Origin of the sequence: Microtetraspora sp. NBRC 16547 (genome assembly GCF_030268965.1) — a bacterium.
Taxonomy (GTDB): Bacteria; Actinomycetota; Actinomycetes; order Streptosporangiales; family Streptosporangiaceae; genus Microtetraspora.
Genome location: NZ_BSSE01000020.1, coordinates 105,752 through 124,071, shown reverse-complemented (window position 1 = coordinate 124,071; position 18,320 = coordinate 105,752). Strand labels below are relative to the sequence as shown.

The 18,320-nt window shown below is 71.7% G+C and carries 16 protein-coding genes; 13 read left to right on the top strand and 3 right to left on the bottom strand.

Going from position 1 to position 18,320, the window contains the following annotated elements:
* Positions 1 to 25 precede the first annotated feature (25 nt).
* Genes QSK17_RS24980 through QSK17_RS24970 form a run of 3 tightly spaced genes read left to right on the top strand, consistent with a single transcriptional unit; the run spans position 26 to position 2,474 of the window.
* Entirely contained in the window at positions 26 to 154 is a 129-nt protein-coding gene (locus QSK17_RS24980) for a hypothetical protein (protein WP_285707669.1), read from the top strand.
* Positions 155 to 178: 24 nt separating this feature from the next.
* The gene (locus tag QSK17_RS24975; protein WP_285707668.1) at positions 179 to 1,006 is read left to right on the top strand and encodes an IclR family transcriptional regulator; all 828 of its coding nucleotides are present in this window, start codon (positions 179 to 181) and stop codon (positions 1,004 to 1,006) included.
* 28 nt (positions 1,007 to 1,034) lie between these two features.
* Positions 1,035 to 2,474, top strand: coding sequence for a dihydroorotase (locus QSK17_RS24970; protein WP_285707667.1), 1,440 nt, complete (start codon positions 1,035 to 1,037; stop codon positions 2,472 to 2,474).
* A 143-nt stretch (positions 2,475 to 2,617) separates the two neighbouring features.
* On the opposite strand, the gene QSK17_RS24965 is transcribed toward QSK17_RS24970, so the two are convergent.
* Both QSK17_RS24965 and QSK17_RS24960 read right to left on the bottom strand, forming a co-directional pair.
* Positions 2,618 to 4,249: a class I adenylate-forming enzyme family protein gene (locus QSK17_RS24965; protein WP_285707665.1), complete on the bottom strand. Its 1,632-nt coding sequence runs from the start codon at positions 4,247 to 4,249 to the stop codon at positions 2,618 to 2,620.
* A 283-nt stretch (positions 4,250 to 4,532) separates the two neighbouring features.
* Positions 4,533 to 7,823 (bottom strand): AfsR/SARP family transcriptional regulator, encoded by a 3,291-nt coding sequence (locus tag QSK17_RS24960; RefSeq protein WP_285707663.1) that lies wholly within the window; start codon positions 7,821 to 7,823, stop codon positions 4,533 to 4,535.
* Between the two features lie 123 nt (positions 7,824 to 7,946).
* Here QSK17_RS24960 and QSK17_RS24955 point away from each other — a divergent pair, with 123 nt between their 5' ends.
* From QSK17_RS24955 to QSK17_RS24945, 3 genes are all read left to right on the top strand, one after another.
* Entirely contained in the window at positions 7,947 to 8,531 is a 585-nt protein-coding gene (locus QSK17_RS24955) for an NADPH-dependent FMN reductase (RefSeq protein WP_285707662.1), read from the top strand.
* 83 nt (positions 8,532 to 8,614) lie between these two features.
* Positions 8,615 to 9,211: a dihydrofolate reductase family protein gene (locus QSK17_RS24950; RefSeq protein WP_285707661.1), complete on the top strand. Its 597-nt coding sequence runs from the start codon at positions 8,615 to 8,617 to the stop codon at positions 9,209 to 9,211.
* 219 nt (positions 9,212 to 9,430) lie between these two features.
* Positions 9,431 to 9,838: a transposase gene (locus QSK17_RS24945; RefSeq protein WP_502889283.1), complete on the top strand. Its 408-nt coding sequence runs from the start codon at positions 9,431 to 9,433 to the stop codon at positions 9,836 to 9,838.
* Between the two features lie 744 nt (positions 9,839 to 10,582).
* Here QSK17_RS24945 and QSK17_RS24940 read toward each other — a convergent pair.
* Positions 10,583 to 11,338 carry a hypothetical protein gene (locus QSK17_RS24940; RefSeq protein WP_285707659.1) on the bottom strand — a complete coding sequence of 252 codons (756 nt, stop codon included), beginning with the start codon at positions 11,336 to 11,338 and terminating at the stop codon, positions 10,583 to 10,585.
* Positions 11,339 to 11,507: 169 nt separating this feature from the next.
* Here QSK17_RS24940 and QSK17_RS24935 point away from each other — a divergent pair, with 169 nt between their 5' ends.
* From QSK17_RS24935 to QSK17_RS24905, 7 genes are all read left to right on the top strand, one after another.
* Entirely contained in the window at positions 11,508 to 13,283 is a 1,776-nt protein-coding gene (locus QSK17_RS24935; RefSeq protein ID WP_285707657.1) for a sensor histidine kinase, read from the top strand.
* Positions 13,280 to 13,957: a response regulator gene (locus QSK17_RS24930; RefSeq protein WP_285707656.1), complete on the top strand. Its 678-nt coding sequence runs from the start codon at positions 13,280 to 13,282 to the stop codon at positions 13,955 to 13,957. The genes QSK17_RS24935 and QSK17_RS24930 overlap by 4 nt, the downstream gene beginning before the upstream one ends.
* 114 nt (positions 13,958 to 14,071) lie before the next feature.
* A complete protein-coding gene (locus tag QSK17_RS24925; RefSeq protein WP_285707654.1) occupies positions 14,072 to 14,728 on the top strand; it encodes a transposase in 657 nt (218 codons plus the stop codon).
* Positions 14,729 to 14,802: 74 nt separating this feature from the next.
* Positions 14,803 to 15,411 carry a hypothetical protein gene (locus QSK17_RS24920; protein WP_285707652.1) on the top strand — a complete coding sequence of 203 codons (609 nt, stop codon included), beginning with the start codon at positions 14,803 to 14,805 and terminating at the stop codon, positions 15,409 to 15,411.
* Positions 15,412 to 15,532: 121 nt separating this feature from the next.
* The gene (locus QSK17_RS24915; RefSeq protein ID WP_285707651.1) at positions 15,533 to 17,050 is read left to right on the top strand and encodes a cobyric acid synthase; all 1,518 of its coding nucleotides are present in this window, start codon (positions 15,533 to 15,535) and stop codon (positions 17,048 to 17,050) included.
* 179 nt (positions 17,051 to 17,229) lie between these two features.
* Positions 17,230 to 17,604: a nuclear transport factor 2 family protein gene (locus QSK17_RS24910; RefSeq protein ID WP_285707650.1), complete on the top strand. Its 375-nt coding sequence runs from the start codon at positions 17,230 to 17,232 to the stop codon at positions 17,602 to 17,604.
* 181 nt (positions 17,605 to 17,785) lie between these two features.
* Positions 17,786 to 18,205 carry a hypothetical protein gene (locus QSK17_RS24905; protein ID WP_285707649.1) on the top strand — a complete coding sequence of 140 codons (420 nt, stop codon included), beginning with the start codon at positions 17,786 to 17,788 and terminating at the stop codon, positions 18,203 to 18,205.
* The last annotated feature ends 115 nt before the right edge of the window (positions 18,206 to 18,320 follow it).

The following is an 18,320-nucleotide window of genomic DNA, read 5'->3' as shown; positions in this document are numbered from 1 at the left end:
CTCGATGATCTGTCTCATTCACCGGATGAGGCTCGCCCCGCGGGCCCGCGATGACATGCCGGGCTTCTCCAGCGTGGTCGGGGACGTGTACGTCGACACGCGAACCGTCACCGACCTGCGGGTGAGGGTCGGATTCCGGCACCAGGATGGTTGAGCGAGCCGATTTCCTGGAGGAAGCATGCCGACCAAGAAGCGCGGCGCCGTTCCCGGAGAGACGCCCGCGCGGGAGAGCGCCGGGCAGTCCATCGCCACCGTCGAACGTGCCGTCGACGTCCTGATGCATTTCGCCGAGACGCCGTCGACCACGCTCGGGGTCACCGAGATCGCCGAGGCGCTGGGAATGTCGAAGGCCGCCGTGCACCGGATACTGGCGTCACTGCGGGTGCGGCACCTCATCGAACTGGACCCGGCGAGCCGGCGCTACTCCCTGGGAGTCGGCGCCATGCGCCTGGGCCTCGCCTACCTCGACCGGCTCGACATCAGGCGCATCGCCGCGCCTGAGCTGGTGGCGCTGTCCCGGCGCACCGCGGAGACGGCGACCCTGTCGATCCGTACCGGATGGACCCGGATCTACGCGGACCAGGTGACCCCCGCCCGCGAGGTCATCATGAGCGTCTCCCTCGGCGTGCCCTATCCCCTGCACACGGGCGGCTCGTCCAAGGCGTTCCTCGCCTTCCTGACGGAAGAGGAGATCGAGACGTACCTGTCGGAGGCTCCGCTCCAGGCGCTGACCGGCACGACGATCGCCGACGTCCCCAAGCTGCGCAAGGAGCTCGCGGCGATCCGCGAGTGCGGCTGGGCGCGGTCCTTCGCCGAGCGCATGTCCGGCGCCGCCTCCGTGGCCGCGCCGGTCCTCGACCACCACGGCCGGCCCGTGGCCGTCATCAGCGTCTGCGGACCGCTGGAACGGTTCCGCGAGGAGGTCGACGAGTGCGTCGAGGCACTGCTTGATTCCACTCGACGACTGTCCACCCAGATGGGATGGACCGAACCAGAAAGGGGGTGACGGCCGTCCAGCCGGTCGGCCGGCGCGTATGTCCCGATACGATCTGCTTGTCAAAGGCGGTACCGTCGTCCTTCCCTACCACGGTGAGATCCGCGCCGATCTGGCGGTCTCCGGTGGGAAGGTGGCGGCCCTCGCGGAGGACATCCCCGTCTCCGACGCCGCCGAGGTCATCGACGCCAGGGGGAAGATCGTCCTCCCCGGCGCCGTCGACGCCCACTTCCACCTCGGCATCTACCGAGACCTGGCCCTCGACGCCTTCGAGGAGACCCGCTCCTCCCTCGTCGGCGGCGCCACGACCGTGCTGTCCTACTTCCGCACCGGCTCGCACTACCTCGACCGTACGGGGCCGTACAAGGAGATCTTCCCCGAGGTCCTGGACGCCGTGGCGGGCCGGGCCTGGACCGACTACGGCTTCCACCTCGCGCCGATGACGGTGGACCAGATCGCCGAGATCCCGTACCTGGTCGAGGAGCACGGCGTCACGTCGTTCAAGTACTACATGTTCTACAAGGGCTTCGACCTCGCGGCGAACAGCCGGGACGCCCGGTCCTTCACCATGGGCGACGAGTACGACCTCGGCCACCTCTACCTCCTCATGGAGCAGGTGACCGCGGTCCAGCAGGCCAACCCCGGCCTGCGCCTGTCGCTGTCGCTGCACTGCGAGCAGTCCGAGCTGATGCGGGTGTTCATCGACCGGGTCCGCTCGAACGGCGACCCGCAGACGCTGCGCGCCTACCACGAGGGGCGCCCGCCGCTGACCGAGCGTGTGGCCATCGGCGAGGCCACCACGCTGGCCAGCCACACCGGCACCAACCTCAACCTGCTGCACCTGTCCAGCCGTGAGGCGGTGGACGCCGTCGCGCTGGCCCGCCGGTCGTTCGGCGCGGTGGACATGCGGGCCGAGACCACGCTGCACCACCTGTGCCTCGACCACGACAGCCTCGACGCCGAAGGCGGGCTCGGCGGCAAGGTCAACCCGCCGATCCGCACGAAGGCCGACAACGAGGCGCTGTGGCAGCGCGCCGCCGACGGCACGATCGACTGGGTCGCCTCCGACCACGCCTGCTGCATGGAGGCGGAGAAGGGCGACGAGCTCTGGCCCGCGCGCCCCGGTTTCGGCGGAACCGCCCTGCTGTATCCGGTGCTGTTCTCCGAGGGCCACCTCACGCGCGGCATCTCCCTCTCCCGCGTCGCGGAGCTGGCCTCGGCGAACCCCGCCAAGGCGTACAACCTGTGGGGTCGCAAGGGCAGCCTCGCCGTCGGCTTCGACGCGGACCTGACTGTGGTGGACCCGGCGCTGACCCGGACGGTGACGGCCGAGGCGTGCCTCTCCGGCCAGGACCACACCCCGTTCGAGGGCGTCGAACTCACCGGCTGGCCGGTGACCACGGTCGTCGGCGGCCAGGTGCGGTTCCGCGACGGCGACGTCGTCGGAGAGCCCAGCGGCCGGTACACACGCCGCGCATAGGCGACGGGATCCGAACCCTGTTCCGAAATGCGGGACAGGGTTCGGCGGTCTCTGAACCACCTAGGTGTTCTGCTCGGGGAATCGGCCCGACGCAGGGGCGAAGAGCCGTGCTGTCCTTCCCCCGGCCTCCAACGGGGCGAGGCTCAAGCGCTGGTCGCCGACGGCTTCAGGTCGCGCTTGACGATCTTCCCGGCCGCGTTCCTGGGGAGCGTCGTGACGATCTCCCAGCGCTTGGGCACCTTGTAGCCCGCCAGGCTGGTACGGCAGTGCGCCTCCAGGCCGGCGAGCAGATCGGAGCCGTCGGCCTGGCCGCCCGCGCTTCCGTCGGCACTCCCGGCGGCGCTCCCGGCGGCGCTCCCGGCGGCGTTCCCGGCGGCGTTCCCGGTTGTGCCGCCGCGGAGGACGACGTACGCCATGACCTCCTCGCCCCATGTCTCGGAGGGGACGCCGACCACGGCCGCCTCGGCGACCGACGCGTGCGCGGCCAGCACGTCCTCGACCTCTCGGGGGTACACGTTGACCCCGCCCGAGATGATCATGTCCTTTTTCCTGTCGATGACGTGGACGTAGCCCTCGTCGTCGAGCACCACGATGTCCCCGCAGGTGAGGAAGCCGTCGTCCGTGGTGCACTCGTCGGTCGCCGCGGGGTCCCCGAGGTAGCCGTTCATGAGGAACGGGGACCGGCTGAACAGCTCGCCCGGCTGTCCCGGATCGACCGGGTCGCCGTCCGGGTCGACGATCCGCAGCTCCGTCATGTACCAGGCGTGGCCGACCGAGCCCGGCTTGCGGTGCTGGTCCACCGGGCGGAGGTTGGTGACGATGCCCGCCTCGGTGGACCCGTACAGCTCGTGCACGCCGCAGGACGGGAACGTCTCCATGACCCACTGCTTGAGCGGCCAGGGCAGCGCGGCGGCATTGAAGTAGAGCGTGTCGAGGCTGGTCAGGCCCCTGGCCGCCAGTTTTCCGCCGTCCAGCGCGCGAAGCATCTGCGCGTGCGTCGGCACCAGGAAGGCGGACTGGGCGCGGTCGCGCTCGACGAGGTGCAGCAGCTCCTCCGGATCCCACCGGCGCAGCATCGTGACCGTGCCCCCGGTGTAGACCGGGGCGTACCCGAAGGCGAAGCCCGCGCCGTGGTACATGGGGGCCACCGCGACCGACACCCGGCCGGTGCCGAGCCCCCATTCCAGCGCGGAGCAGTAGAACGTCAGGGACCGGCTCCGGTGGCTGATCAGCACGCCCTTGGGCCGCCCGGTCGTGCCCGACGTGTACGCGACGCAGAACGGGTCGAGCTCGTCCACCCGCACCGCCGGGTCCACCGCCCGCGCTCCGGCCAGTTCCTCCTCGTACGGCCGGCCCGCCTGGGCCCCGTCGATGGAGAGCGCGACCAGCCGCAGCTCCTCGATCGCGTCGCCCACCACGGAGGCGAGGGCGTCGTCCAGGACGATCGCCCGCGCCCCCGAGTGCTCCAGGATGTATCGGGCCTCGGCCGGGGTGAGCCGGGGGTTGAGCGGCACCATGAGCAGGCCCGCCTTGGCGATCCCGGCCGCGATCTCCGGGTATTCGAGCCGGTTGCCGAGCAGCACCGCGACGCACTGCCCGGGCACGAGGTCCCGCGCCAGGAGCCAGGCGGCCAGGCGGTTCGAGCGTTCGTCGAGTGCGGCGTAGGTGAGGGAGCGGTCGCCGTCGATCACCGCGACCGCGCGCGGGGTGGCGCGGGCGAACTCGCGTACGCCGCCCGCGATCGACAGAGGGGCACCTCCACGAAGGACGGGCATGCTACTTCCTTCCGTGAAGCCGTAGGTGGTGCGACGTATTGGAACCACGTTTCATCCGGCTCCGTGACGCTGGTGATCGCGGCGGTGATGCCTTCGACCGGCGGCTGCGGGCGCTCTGGGTCACGGCGGCTCCTTCGAAGCGAGTCCGTTCCCTTGGATGGAACGCTGTTCCATCCGAATTGAGATCACGCTAGGCTCGCTGCCGATGGCCTGTCAATGGCCCGTCCGCCACTCCGCGATCACCTGACCACGGGAATCCGTGCGACCCGCCGGCGCCGACCCTTCAGGCGTCCGGGGCGGCCAGCAGGGAGCGCACCTCGGCGGGGGTGAGCGCGGCGCCGCGTCCGGTCTCGGCGGCGAAGCCCTTCTCGCCAAGGGCCGTACGGACCCGCTCGGTGATCCGGTCGATGTCCACACGTTCGGCGGGAGCGGGGGAGAGAGAGCCGGAGGCGCGGATCGCGGCCGCCGCGCCGAGGATCCGGGCGGCGCGGTCGTGCCGTCCGGCGAGGGACAGCGCCCCGGCCAGACCGTCCAGGACAGTGGTCATGTCCCGGGAGGTGTCGAAGCCGGCCGCGAGATCGAGCGCCTCAAGGTGCAGCTCGAACGCGGTCGCCGCGTCCCCGCGCTGCTCGGCGGCGAAACCGAGCTCGGTCAGCACCAGAGGCAGGTACGGGGGCACGGCCTGCCCGGCGTCCAGGCGCGGAGTGCGGTCGAGCACGTCACGCAGGTGGGTCTCGGCGAGGTCGAGGCGGCCGTTCCGGCGCGCGGCGAATGCCAGCCCCATCGTGGCGAAGATCTGACCGGCCTGGTGGTGCTGCTCGACGGCCAGCCGCAGCGCCCGGGCGCAGAAGTCGCCCGCCCCCACGAAGTCACCGCGCCGCAACGCGATCCAGCCGAGCCAGGCCAGCCGTCCGCCGACCTCCGTCCACAGTTCGAGCTCCTCCGCCAGGCGAAGCCCGTCCCGGTGGAGCAGTCCGGCCCGGTCGAGGTCGTCGACCATCTCGGCCAGCGCGCCGAGCCAGCCCATGGCCTCCAGCCGGCCCCATCGGTCACCGACTTCGTCGAACAGCGCAAGGCTCCGCTCACCGTCGCGGCGCAGCGCGTCGAGGTCGCCCCGGACATGCGCGAGCTTGGCCCGCGCGGCGAGGGCCGCCGCCGTTCCCCACCGATCGCCGCGTGACCGGAACACGGGCAACGCCCGGCTCAGCAGTTCCTCCGCGATGGCGAGGTCACCCAGATCGATCCCGGCGTAGGCCAGGAACCACTGGGCCCGGGCCAGTCCGTCCGGATCGCCGGCCTCCTCGTACATCCGAAGGGCCGTACGGCGACGGTCCTCCCGGTCGGCGACGTCCCCCTGGATCAGCCCGATGCCGACACTCCAGGCCAGCGCCTCGGCCTGGAGCGCGGAGGCCGCGTTCCCTTCCCCGGCGGCGACGGCCAGCGCCGCCGTCAGGGATCGCCGGGCCTCGGCGAGCCGGCCGCGCAGGAACCAGTACCACGCCAGCGCGTTGACGAGGCGCAGCGCGTCGTCCGCGTTTCCGTCTCTGACGGCGGCGTTCAGTGCGGCCCGCAGGTTGGCCGCCTCGGCGTCGAGGCGGCGCAGCCAGCGCCGCTGGTCGGGCCCGCGCAGGTGCGGTACGGCCCGCTCGGCGAAGGCGATGTGGAAGCGGCGGTGCCGTAGCCGGATCCGGTCGAGCTCCTCCGCCTCCTGAAGGCGTTCGACGCAGTACGCCGCCACGGACTCCAGCAGCCGGTACCTGGGCCCGTCCGGCCCGTCCGCCATCATCACCAGGGATCGGTCCACCAGGCGCGCCAGCAGGTCGAGCACGTTCAGGCCGTCCTCGGCGCAGACGGCCTCGGCGGCTTCCAGGCTGCAGCCGTCGGCGTGCACGGCCAGCCGGCGCAGCACGACGCGCTCAGGTTCGGTCAGCAGGTCCCAGCTCCACCCGATCATCGCGGCCAGGGTCTGCTGGCGCGGCGGGGCGCCTCGATGCCCGGTGGCCAGCAGGCGGAAGCGGTCATCCAAGCGCTCCACCAGGCCGTGAACGCCCAGGGCGCGCACCCGCGTCGCGGCCAGTTCGAGGGCCAGCGGAATGCCGTCCAGTCGGCGGCACAGCACCGCGACCGCCGACGCGTTGTCCACGTCCAGCGCGAAGTCCCGTGCCGAGGCGGACGCGCGGGCCACGAACAACCGCACCGAGTCGGCCCGCTCCAGCTCCGCGACGTCGGCGGCATGTCCGGGCACCTGCAGCGGCGGAACACTCCAGACCACTTCGCCGGGCAGCCCGAGCGGCTCCTGGCTCGTGGTGAGGATCCGCAGCCCGGGAACCGACCGCAGCAGCCGTTCCGCCAGTTCGGAGACCGGTTCGACGACGTGCTCGCAGTTGTCCAGCACGAGCAGCAGCCGTCGGGGGCGAAGCGCGTCGGCGAGCCGTTCCACCGCGGGCATCGGCTCGCCCGGCTGAGTGGAGGCCGCGCCGTCCCGGATGTCCAGCACTCCCGTGATCGCCTCGGCCAGACGGGGCAGCGCGTCCTGGTCGGCCGGTCTGTCCAGCGCGGCCAGCTCGACCCACCACACGCCGTCAGGGAACGGGCCGGAGGAGTGCGGCCTGTCTCCGCCGCCACGGTTGTCGGGCTCGACCAGGCGCCTGGCGGCCTCCACCGCCAGCCGGGTCTTGCCCACCCCGCCCGGACCGGTGAGCGTCACCAGCCGGTCCGTCGCCAGCCGCGCGCTGATCTCGGCGACGGCGTCGTCCCTGCCGATCAGGCCGGTGAGCGGCGCCGGCAGGTTCGTGAGCGGCCGTGCCGCCGGGGAGTCCGGTACGGCGGCCGCGGCCAGCGCCGGATCCTGGGTCAGGATCGCCCGGTGCAGTGCGACCAGGTCGGCGCCCGGATCCAGCCCCAGCTCGTCGGCCAGCAGCACGCGCAATCGCTCGTAGCTGTCGAGCGCCTCGCTCTGCCGTCCGGAGCGGTAGAGGGCGCGCATGTGCACGGCGCGCAGCCTTTCCCGCAGCGGATGCTCGGCCACCAGGCGACCGAGTTCCCCGGCCAGCAGGGCGTGCTCGCCCAGCGCCAGCCGTACCTCCGCGAGGTCCTCGTGCGCGGTCAGCCGCCGCTCCGTCAGGTCGGCGGCGGCGGCCCGGACGAACGGCTCGTCCGCGAAGTCGGCGAACGCCGGACCCCGCCACAGCGCGAGCGCGTCGGACAGGAGCGCCGCCCTGGTCCGCGGGTCGTCGGCCCGGCCCGCCTCGACGAGCAGGGACCGGAACATGTCCGCGTCGGTGTCGGCCTTCAGCAGGTATCCCGCCGGATGGAGCGGGACCAGCTCCCGGCCGCCCGGCTCGGCGTCCTCCAGCACCCGGCGGAGCTGCGACACCTTGGCCGACAGCGCGCCGAGGGGGTTGCCGGGCGGGTCGTCGCCCCACAGGTCGTCGACCAGCCGATCGGCCGGCACCGGCCGGCCCTCGTGTGCCAGCAGGTCGGCCAGCAGGGCGCGGACCTTGATACCGGGGACGGCGACGGGCTCACCACCGGCCCGCCACACCGTCAGCGGACCCAGTACCCCAAAGCGCATGCGCGTCACGATAACGCTCGTTGTCGGCGCGTCGGTGGATCTCCGTAAACCGATGCGAAGGAAGCCGTAAACGGCCTCCCGCACAGTGGGTCACGTCGGAAGGTGAACGAGAGGAGGACCGGGATGGACGAGCGGCGGCTACGGGTGGCGATCATCATCGGCAGCACCCGCAGGGGCCGGTTCGGCCCCACCGTGGCCGGCTGGTTCGCCGCCAGAGCCCGCAGGCGCGGCGACCTGGACGTCGACCTGGTCGACCTGGCCGAGGCCGACCTCCCGCAAACCCTCACCGACCATGAGGAGCCCGCCCCGGCTCCGGTGCGGGCGCTGGCGCCGCGGCTGACCGCCGCCGACGCCTTCGCGGTGGTCACCCCGGAGTACAACCGGAGCTTCCCCGCCCCGCTCAAGACGGCGATCGACTGGTATCACGAGGAGTGGCAGGCCAAGCCCGTCACCTTCGTCGCGTACGGCAGGGAGTCCGGGGGTCTGCACGCCGTCGGCCAGCTCCGCCAGGTCTTCACCGAACTGCACGCCGTGGCCATCCGCGACGTGATCAGCCTGCCGTGCTACTGGGACCTGTTCGCCGCCGACGGCACCTGGCCCAAGGCCACAGCGGAGTGCAACGCCATGGCCGCGGCCACGCTGGACCAGTTGGTCTGGTGGGCCCGCGTGCTGCGGGACGCGCGGGCCAGGTGCCCGTACCCCCTGTGAGGGTCTCGCACGGGACCTCGTCTCGCTCCATGACACCTGTTCACGACTCGATTCACGACACGATTCACGACACGGAGAGAACCATGCGGAAGATCATCGCCTCGACCTACAGCACGCTCGACGGCTTCATCGACAACCCCCACCTGTGGTCCATGCAGTACAACAGCGAGGACGCCCTGGCCTACGCGTTCACCTTGACCACCGGGTGCGACGCGCTGCTGCTGGGCCGCGTCACCTACGAGGGCATGGCCCAGGCCTGGCCGAACATGGGCGGCAACCCCTACGCCGACCACGTCAACGCCATCACCAAGTATGTGGTGGCCTCCCAGCCGGTCGACACCAGCGCCTGGGACCCCACCATCGTCATCCCCGGAGAGGACCTGGCCGCACAGGTCGCCAAAATCAAGGAGCAGGACGGCGAGGACATCCTGATCTGGGGGTGTGGCCGGCTCACCGACGCGCTGATGGAGCACGGCCTTCTCGACGAGCACCGCATCTGGATCTACCCCGTCATCCGCGGCGCGGGGCAGCGCCTGTTCCGCGAGGGCACCGAGGCGACCCTGGAACTCGTGGACTCCACGACCTTCGACTCGGGTGTCGTCGTCCTCACCTACCGGCCGGTGAGCGCGGCGGGTGAGACGGGCGGCGACACGGGTGGGGAGACCGCGGCCACCGGCTGATCGGCCCGCCGGCGCCGTGCCCGCCGGTGCCGTGCTGCCCGGCGGGCCCGTGCCGTCTAGCGGTGCCGTGCTGCCCGCCGGACCGTGGGTGCGTTCGCGACGGGCACCGAGGCGGACCCGACTGAGGCGGGATCTGAGAGGGCGTTTCGCGAGTGAATGCCCGGATTGCGTAGTGTGATCGTGTGAATTTGTAGCGTTACGGCCGGTCGGCGGACTTGGGTGTGCTGGGATGGCGACGTGAGTGAGCGCAAACCGTACCCGAGCGACTTATCCGACGAACGGTGTGCCCTGATCGAGCCCGTGATCACCGCATGGAAGGCCGCGCACCCCTCGGTCAGCGGCCACCAGGGCAGCTACGAGATGCGAGAGATCGTCAACGCGATCCTCTACCAGAGCCGGACCGGCTGCCAGTGGGACTACCTGCCCCACGACCTGCCGCCCCGCAGCGCGGTGCTACTACTACTTCACAAGTTTGTCGGCGATCGTGAAAGCGGCCGGATCCGTCACCGGTCGATCATCCATCCGGTCGGTCGTGACGGCCTACCGGGTTTCGCGCCGGTCGCTGGCGTCGAACACCGGAAGCCGCCCGGTGGTGCGGGACTGGTCGAGGCTTGCTCGGCCGTCTGAAGGCGGTCCGGATTGATGGCCCGGGCAGGGCTGTTGCGCGGCGAGGAAGTCTTTCTCGCTGACCAGCGCCGGGTGAGCGGTCGTTGCGGAGATCACCCACTGTTGTGTCGCATTCCAGCGGCGAGCGTCCGCCCGGGCGAGCAGGTCGCCTGCCTCATTCGGCGGGCTGTGGCCGGTGCCGAATGGGCACTGCGGACATGGGAGCTAACGGTCAGCACAACTGCAGGTCAGCGGCCATTCTGATCATGTAGTTGGGGTTCAACTCGGGCCTCCGACACGAACTCCCATCCGCCGAGCGCCGCTCCCGCGTCGCTGCCACGCCCCCGGGCGAGACCTCATGGCCTATGCGGGATCTGCCGTTTGGCCCGCAGGCGCAACACCAAGGCGCGAATGTAATGCACGGTGCGCGCTGCTGCGAGGCTGGTGGTGACCAATAATCGTCATTCCGGGCGCGCCTGGTCCGGGTACTGCTCCTGGGGCGGCCCGGGGGACCCTCTGCGTCCGCAGCGCTCTTCGGCGCCTCGGCCGTCCGCTCGCAGCGGTCGTGAGGGGGGCGGTACGCGCGCGCCAGCTTGCCGCGGTCGCGGCGAGTCACGTCGCATACGAACTGATCAGCGCGATGGCGCCGGGTTCCTGAGCCCCCCGAACTCGGCCTGTGCGGGTCGAGGAGCTGCGCGTGCGCCGCGTCTCGAGACCCAGCCGTTTCGATACGCGCCTGCGGCGCTACTCGACCCACGCAGCGCGTCAGCCGAGCGCGAGCGACACCCCTGCCACGACGGTATACGCCGTCACCGCGGCCAGGGTGATCGCGAGCGTGCGCCAGCTCTCGCGGGCGCGGAGGCACTGCGCCCCGCCGAGCGCGAACGCGAGGCCGAGCAGCACGAAGCCGATGACGTCGTCCTCGCGCGGGTTCTCGATGATGCCGCCGGCGAGCCGCCAGACGATCGCGCCGACCGCGATGAGGGCTCCCGCGACGACGAGCGCCCAGAGCGCCGCGAGGAGCAGCCCGCGCGGTCGGTCCTCCGACGCGACACCGCCTGCGGGCAGGCTGCGGCGGTCGGGCGCGAGGAGCACGGTCGGCACTACGAGCAGCGCGAGCCATCCGACCGCGAAGATCGCGGCGCCGACGAGGTCGCGACCCTGGATGACCGACGAGACCACGCTGGTGATGCCCATCGCCGCGACCATCGCGACGAACCAGGCGGTGAGCGCCGACCGCCGGCGCGGCAGTACGGCGAGGACGATGCCCGCGGCGCCGACCGCGCCCATGACCGCGGCGCTCACGGTGTCGGCCGTCCGGTGCAGTTCCGGCGTGCGGGTCCAGCCGTGGTCTGTGGTGTCGGCGAAGCTCACCCACGGCGTGAGGATCGACAGCCACACGTTGAATCCGACGATGAGCAGCAGCGCGATCGCGGCGACGATGATGCGGAACGCGATGTGGCGACGGACTCGCGTGGGTGACGCGGGCGCGGACGGAAACGCTTCGGCGGACAGGGACATGGGATCTCCTTCGGATCATGAACTGGTGGACTGGGTCGTGCTCGACCAGCGTCGCGGCGCGGGGGCGCCCCGGGACAGGGCGAGGGAACCCGTCGACTCGGGCGATGTGCCCGGCCGAACGGGACGCTGGCCCGTGGCGTCTCGGGCGCGCGGGCTCCAGACTGATCCCATGTGGGTCCCGAGAGCCGCTGTCGGTGCAGTCGCCGTGCTCGTCGGCGTGGCCGGCCTGGCGGGCGCGGCGGCCGAGGGGTTCGCCGCGGCCGCCTACGGCGCACGGCTCCCCCTCACGCTCGCGCTGGCCGGCACGCTGGTCGGTGTCGGATGGTCCGTCGCCGGTGCGCTCCTCGCCTGGCTCCGCCCCGCCAACGCGATCGGCTGGCTCCTCCTCGTCGTCGGGACCATGACCCAGCTCTCGCTGACCGAGGAGGCGTTCGCCGCGGCCGGATGGCTCGGCCCCGCAGCGGCCGCGGGCGACTGGATGGCACGCGCTCCCGGGCTGGTCCTCACCCTGGTCGGCGGATGGAGCATCATGGCGATGCTGGGCACGCTGCCCGCGTTCTTCCCCACCGGGCGCCCGCCCGGACGTACCTGGTGGTGGCCGGTGGGCGTCGTCGCCCTCGGCGCGGTGCTCATCCAGTTGCACTGGCTCGCGGGGCAGCCGTCGGACGGACCGCTCGGCGCGGTGTCTTTCGTCGTGTACCTGGCCGGTACGGCGACGATCTGGGTGCTCGCGATCGTCAGGTTGGCCAGGTCGGCCGCGCCGCGACGCCAGCAGCTCGCGTGGCTGCTCGGCAGCGTCATCCTCATCATCGTGGTGAACTTGCTCGGCGAGAGCCTGGTCGCCCAGGTCGCCCAGGTCACGAGCCTGTACCTGCTGCCGGCGGCGATCGCGATCGCGGTGCTGCGCTATCGCCTGCTGGGCATCGACGCGTCACCACGGGCGGATCCGGTGCGGATCGTAGCCGAGATCGGCACGCACGTCGGCGCGCCGGCCGACACCGACGGTGAACTGCTCACCGCGGTACTCGCCGCCGTGCGGCGGTCGGTCGGCGCCCCCGGCGCCCGGATCCGCGACGCCTCCCGATCAGTGATCGCGTGCAGCGGCGACCTGCAGCCCGGCGCCGAGCTTCCCGCCACGGCGTTCAGCGCCACCCTGGCGGTCGGCGACATGCCACTCGGCGTGCTAGAGGTCGCGCCGAGATGGCCGGAGGAGGGGTTCGCACGGCGCGAGGAACGGATGCTCGCCGCGCTGGCCGCGCAGGTGGCCGCCGTGCTCCACGCGCGGGGCCTGGCCGAACAGCTGGAAGCGCAGCGGGATGCCGCGATGGACGCCCGCAGGCGGGAGCGCGAACGGCTCCGCCACGAGCTGCACGACGGGCTCGGGCCCGCCCTGACGGGGATGGGACTGGGGCTTGCCGGACTGGAGGACGCGATCCGGGCGTCCAGTGCGACGACCGCGCTGCAGATCACCGGGGTGCTCCGAGCCGAGGTGGCCGGGACCGTGTCGGAGGTGCGTCGCATCCTCGACGACCTGCAGCCGGCGGCGCTCGAGGAGCGCGGCTTCGCCGAGGCGATCCGGCGCGGGGTCGTCTCGGTGGCCGCGACCCTGCCGGTCAGCGTGGAGGTCGGTCCGCTGCCCGCGCTGCCGCCGAGGGTGGAGCAGACGGCCTACCGGGTCGTGGCCGAGGCGGTGACCAACGCCGTCCGCCACGCCGACGCCACGCAACTCGACGTGTGCGTGCGAGGCGATGAGGGCGACAACCTCGTTATCGACGTGCGCGACGATGGCGCAGGATTCGACCCGTCCCAGCCGCCGCGCGGCGGGATCGGCCTGGCCTCGATGCGGGCACGTGCCCGCGAGCTCGGCGGCGAGGTCGCGATCAGCTCGTCGGACGCGGGCACCACGGTGACGCTGAGGGTGCCGACGGCGGTGCGGATCGCATGAGCGCGTCGGTCGATGCATCCGCCCCCGTGCGTCTGGTCGTCGCCGACGACCACCCGATGTTCCGCTTCGGCCTGCGCGCGGCGCTGGCCTCCTCACCCGACGTCGAAGTCGTCGGCGAGGCCGCTGACGGCGCGGAGCTGGTCCGTCTCGTGGAGGAACTGTCGCCCGAGGTCGCGCTCACCGACCTTGAGATGCCCGGGGTCGACGGGCTCAGTGCCCTCGCCATGCTGACCGCCCGCTTCCCCGACCTCGGGGTGCTCGTGCTGACGATGCACGCCGACGACGAGCGGCTGCTCGCCGCGGTCCGCGCCGGCGCCCGCGGCTACCTGCTCAAGGGCGCGGAGCGCGAGGAGATCACCCGCGCCGTCCTCGTGGTCGCCGCTGGCGGCACCGTATTCGGCGGAGAGGTCGGCCGCCGGATCGCCGCGTACGCGACACGGCCGCTCACCGCCGCGGGCAAGGTCTTCCCAGAGCTCACCGATCGCGAGCACGAGGTGCTCGGCCTCGTGGCGGCGGGGCTCGGCAACCACGAGATCGCGGCCAGGCTCATCCTCTCCGAGAAGACCGTGCGCAACCACGTCGCCGCCATCCTCGCCAAGCTCCAGGCGCGCGACCGTGCGGCGCTCGTCGCGCGCGCCCGCGACCGCGGACTCGGGCAGCATCCGGTCGAGTGACGTTGTGCGCGGTCGAGGATCGGCGCCTGCGATGACAGCACCGACCAGACGATCCACGACCTGCTGCGCTGGCAGACACGGGAGAAACACCGGCGATTAGCCGATCCGAGCCTGGTGGTGCTGGACACCCAAAGCGTGCACGCGGCGGCCGGGGTGCCGTCGGGCACGACGGGCCGGGACGCGGGTAAGAAAGTGCCCGGACGCAAGCGCGGCCTGGCCGTGGACGTGCTGGGCCTGGTCATCGCGGTGGTGGCGCTGGCAGCCTCAGCGCACGAGAACACCGCCGGGATCGCCCTGCTGGACAAGATCGACGCACGCGAGGCTGCCCTGACCTGCGAGGCTGAACACACGCGCGCCCGGATCGACGAACTCACCGCGAGGCTGCACGAACTCGACCAGGCGATCGACCATCTGCGGATCACCCGCAAGACCCTCGTCTCGCTCGCCGAAGACGACACCGAGCCGGCCACGCCACCTCCCTCGATGCCCGACCACTCCGCCTACCAGCAGATTTTGACCGTCTTCGCCGACGTCGACCGACCTTTGCGCGCTCGCGACCTGTGCCAGGCCCTGGACCTGCCCATCGTGTCGAAGAACACCGAGAACATCCGCTCCAAGCTCAAACGCTTGGTCAGCCGCGGCATCCTCGTCGAGACCGAGCCGGGCTTGTTCACTCAGCCGCGCCCGTCGCCCAGCAGCCGACCGCCTGACCAGCCCGCCTCTTCCAACCCCAACGACGAAAGGGGCATCAACTCACGAACCACCCTCTGAGGCGGGACGGAAGGGTGGAAGGCGGCGATATTGCCATGTCTCTGCAGTGTGCCAAGATCGATACGATCACCGCCATGATGCGCAAAATGATCACGTTGGCCGCTGTGGCCGGAGTCGCCGTTTCGGTGGTTCAGGCCCCCGCGTCCGCGTCCACTTCTTCCGCTTTATCTGCTTCTTCCTCCACCGCCACGACGCCGTTGAGCCTGCGCGGCGGGCTGACCCTGGAGCTGCCGAGCTCGTGGCACGTGTACGGCGGCGGCGACCAGATCCGCGTGGTGACCGGCGCCTGCGCGCGCCCGAAGAGCCACTACTTCGAGCCCAAGTGCCGCAGTTTCTGGGTGATGGGGCAGCAGGCCATCAAGACCGGCGGTGAGGGCTTCCAGCCGTACAACCCCAACAAGGGGCCGTTCTACCCCGCGGTGGACGTCGCGCAGTGCGCGACCGACCCCTCCCTCGGGCAGGTCCTCGGCAAGGCGATCGCGGTCGGCTACCGTGCCGTCGGCGTGGGCCACAGGGCGCAATACCGCGTGTGGCCCGGCCGCTGCGTGCGCTACGACAACGGAGAGCAGAAGTCCACGTTCAACCAGCGCGAGTGGTATCTGCCGAAGGAGCGGGTCCTGATCGTCGACCAGTGGGGCACGCCGGGCCTGCCCACCATCCTGAAGAACGCCGTCTGGCGCTGACGCTCACCGGGACGCCCGGGACCGCCGGGCACGGACCCCGCGTGGCGAGGTGGAGAGCGCCCGGCGGGGACGTAACCGCCGGGCGATAGCGTGAGCAGCTTCCGATCAGGAGGAGGACGGGTTGAAGGGCGCGTTGCTGGTCGCCGGGACCACCTCGGACGCGGGGAAGAGCGTCGTCACGGCCGGGATCTGCCGCTGGCTGGCCAGGCGGGGCGTCCGGGTGGCGCCGTTCAAGGCGCAGAACATGTCGCTCAACTCGTTCGTCACCGGCGACGGCGCCGAGATCGGCCGGGCGCAGGCGGTGCAGGCGGCGGCGTGCGGCCTGGAGCCGTCCGCCGACATGAACCCGATCCTCCTCAAACCGGGCAGCGACCGGCGCAGCCAGGTCGTCGTGCTCGGCCGCCCCCTGACCGACGTGGACGCGATGGAATACGGCGCGCTGAAGGACCGGCTGCGCGCCGTCGCGGTCGAGGCGCTCGACCGGCTGCGATCCCGGTACGACGTGGTGGTCTGCGAGGGCGCGGGCAGCCCCGCCGAGATCAACCTGCGCCGGGGCGACATCGCCAACATGGGCTTGGCCCAGGCGGCCCGGCTGCCCGTCATCGTCGTCGGGGACATCGACAGAGGCGGCGTCTTCGCCTCCATGTACGGCACGCTCGCCCTGCTCGACGCCGCCGACCAGGCGCTCGTCGCGGGGTTCGTGGTCAACAAGTTCAGAGGAGCGCCCGAGCTGCTGGAGCCGGGGCTCGACATGCTCCGCGACCTGACCGGCCGCGCGGTCTACGGCGTGCTCCCGTGGCTGGACGGGCTGTGGATGGACGTCGAGGACTCGCTCGCCCTGGACAACCGGCCGCCGGTGGCCGCGCCGGGCGGGCGCACCCTGCGGGTGGCCGTCGTGAGGCTGCCGCGAATCTCCAACTTCACCGATGTGGACGCGCTGGCGAGCGAGCCGGGGGTGGTGGTCCGCTTCGTGACCTCGGCCGCCGAGCTGGACGACGCCGACCTCGTGGTCCTGCCCGGTTCCCGGGCCACCGTCTCCGACCTCGCCTGGCTGCGGTCCGCCGGCCTGGCGGAGGCCGTACGGGACCGGGCGGCGCGGGGGAGGCCGGTGCTGGGCATCTGCGGCGGCTACCAGATGCTGGGCCGCACGATCAAGGACGACGTGGAGTCGGGCGCCGGGATCGTGGACGGGCTCGGCCTGCTTCCCGCGTCGGTCGAGTTCGCGGAGGGCAAGACCCTCGCGCGCCCGGTGGGTGAGGCGTACGGCTGCCGCGTGTCCGCGTACGAGATCCACCACGGCACGGTGACGGTGGACGCGGTCTCGGCCGGAGCGGCTGGGAACGGAGATCACCGGGCGGAGGCGTTCCTGGACGGGTGCCGCCTGGGCGCGGTGTGGGGGACGACCTGGCACGGCGCGCTGGAGAACGACGGCTTCCGGCGCGCCTTCCTCGCCGACGTCGCGGCGGTCGCCGGGCGGGACTTCACGCCCGCGCCGGACACCTCGTTCTCCGCCCTACGCGAGGCACGGCTGGACGCCCTCGGCGACCTGGTGGAGAAGCACATGGACACCACGGCGCTGGTCCGGCTGATCGAGGGCGGCGCGCCGGACGGCCTGCGCCCGCTGCCGCCCGGCGCCTGATCGGGCCGCGTGTCTCCGGCCGCGTGGTCGGTCGCGTGGTTCCGGTCGCGTGGTTCCGGCGGTGTGGTTCCGGCCGTGTGGTTCCAGCGGTGTGGATCTGACCGTGTGGATCTGATTGGGTGCGTCTGCCGCCGGTGGGTTCGGCTCGAACCACGGGGTCCGATGAATACGATCGCGGGGTGACGGATGACACTCTTCACATTCAGGCCATCGACGCCTTCATCGCAGCGACCGGCACGAGCGATCCGGATCAGCGGTCCACGCTGCTGAGCCGGGCCCTCGCCGCCGACGTTGTCTTCTGGGGCCCGCTGGGCCGCGGCGTCGGGCGCGAGGCGGTCGAGGACTTCATCACCGAGGTGGTGCAGGGACACCCGTCGGGACCCAGCCGGATGGTGCGTACGACAGGGGTGGACGCACCGAGCGAGTGGGCGCGCTTCGGCTGGTGTTACGAGGACGCCGCCGGTCAGATCATCCTGTCCGGGACGGACGTGGTCCACGTGACCCCCGCCGGGGACATCGACGAGATCGTGGTCTTCGCCGGTCCCTTGAAGTGATCCCCGGGCCGCCTTCCCCGCGTCGATGTCGCCCGGCGTTTCTCGGTCTGACCGTCCGGAAAACCCCTCGATTCAGGGCCATATGAATATTTCGGGTCATCTCCGATGACCAGGTAAATTGTCGGACTGCGGCGTTCCTGGTCCGCATGGAAAGCGAAGCGGCCTGGGCACACTTCTCGCGATGTGCAACAGGACTTTCCGCGACGTGGCGGCGATGCCGCCCGGCGACCCGGCGTGGGCGCGCGTGAGCCGGATGCTCGTCGTCATCGTGGTGGCGATCGGGCTCTTCTCGGTGTACGCCGCGTCCTGCTGCACGCTCGACCAGGGACACCGCGGTCACCACCACCACGTCGCCGCCGGCACGGACTGCCCGGACGGCGACGGGTGCGACGACCCGCCCGGGCACTCGGACTGCTGCGACGAGAGCGCGGGACTGTGGACCCGCGCCCTGGATGCCCACGACCTGTTGTTCCACGCGGAGGCCGCCGTGGCGGTGGCCGTGCAGGTCGTGCCGCGTCCCTCCGTCCGGTCCGTCCCTCCGCCGTCGCTCCGCGTACCGTGCCGGGGAGACCGCCTGGCGCTCTGCGTGCTGCGCATATAGACCCACCGCTCCGCGCGGCACGAGTTTCCCCTCGCCCGGGCCACGCGGAAAAGCGCACGCGGAAATGTTCGGCGCCTCAAGAAAGGGGCGTCGCGGACCTTTGGTGGGTTGGTAC

Coding starts and splice junctions, on each gene's coding strand:
- QSK17_RS24980 (WP_285707669.1), top strand. CDS start 26: ATGAGGCTCGCCCCGCGGGCCCGCGATGACATGCCGGGCTTCTCCAGC.
- QSK17_RS24975 (WP_285707668.1), top strand. CDS start 179: ATGCCGACCAAGAAGCGCGGCGCCGTTCCCGGAGAGACGCCCGCGCGG.
- QSK17_RS24970 (WP_285707667.1), top strand. CDS start 1,035: ATGTCCCGATACGATCTGCTTGTCAAAGGCGGTACCGTCGTCCTTCCC.
- QSK17_RS24965 (WP_285707665.1), bottom strand. CDS start 4,249: ATGCCCGTCCTTCGTGGAGGTGCCCCTCTGTCGATCGCGGGCGGCGTA.
- QSK17_RS24960 (WP_285707663.1), bottom strand. CDS start 7,823: ATGCGCTTTGGGGTACTGGGTCCGCTGACGGTGTGGCGGGCCGGTGGT.
- QSK17_RS24955 (WP_285707662.1), top strand. CDS start 7,947: ATGGACGAGCGGCGGCTACGGGTGGCGATCATCATCGGCAGCACCCGC.
- QSK17_RS24950 (WP_285707661.1), top strand. CDS start 8,615: ATGCGGAAGATCATCGCCTCGACCTACAGCACGCTCGACGGCTTCATC.
- QSK17_RS24940 (WP_285707659.1), bottom strand. CDS start 11,338: ATGTCCCTGTCCGCCGAAGCGTTTCCGTCCGCGCCCGCGTCACCCACG.
- QSK17_RS24935 (WP_285707657.1), top strand. CDS start 11,508: ATGTGGGTCCCGAGAGCCGCTGTCGGTGCAGTCGCCGTGCTCGTCGGC.
- QSK17_RS24930 (WP_285707656.1), top strand. CDS start 13,280: ATGAGCGCGTCGGTCGATGCATCCGCCCCCGTGCGTCTGGTCGTCGCC.
- QSK17_RS24920 (WP_285707652.1), top strand. CDS start 14,803: ATGATGCGCAAAATGATCACGTTGGCCGCTGTGGCCGGAGTCGCCGTT.
- QSK17_RS24905 (WP_285707649.1), top strand. CDS start 17,786: ATGTGCAACAGGACTTTCCGCGACGTGGCGGCGATGCCGCCCGGCGAC.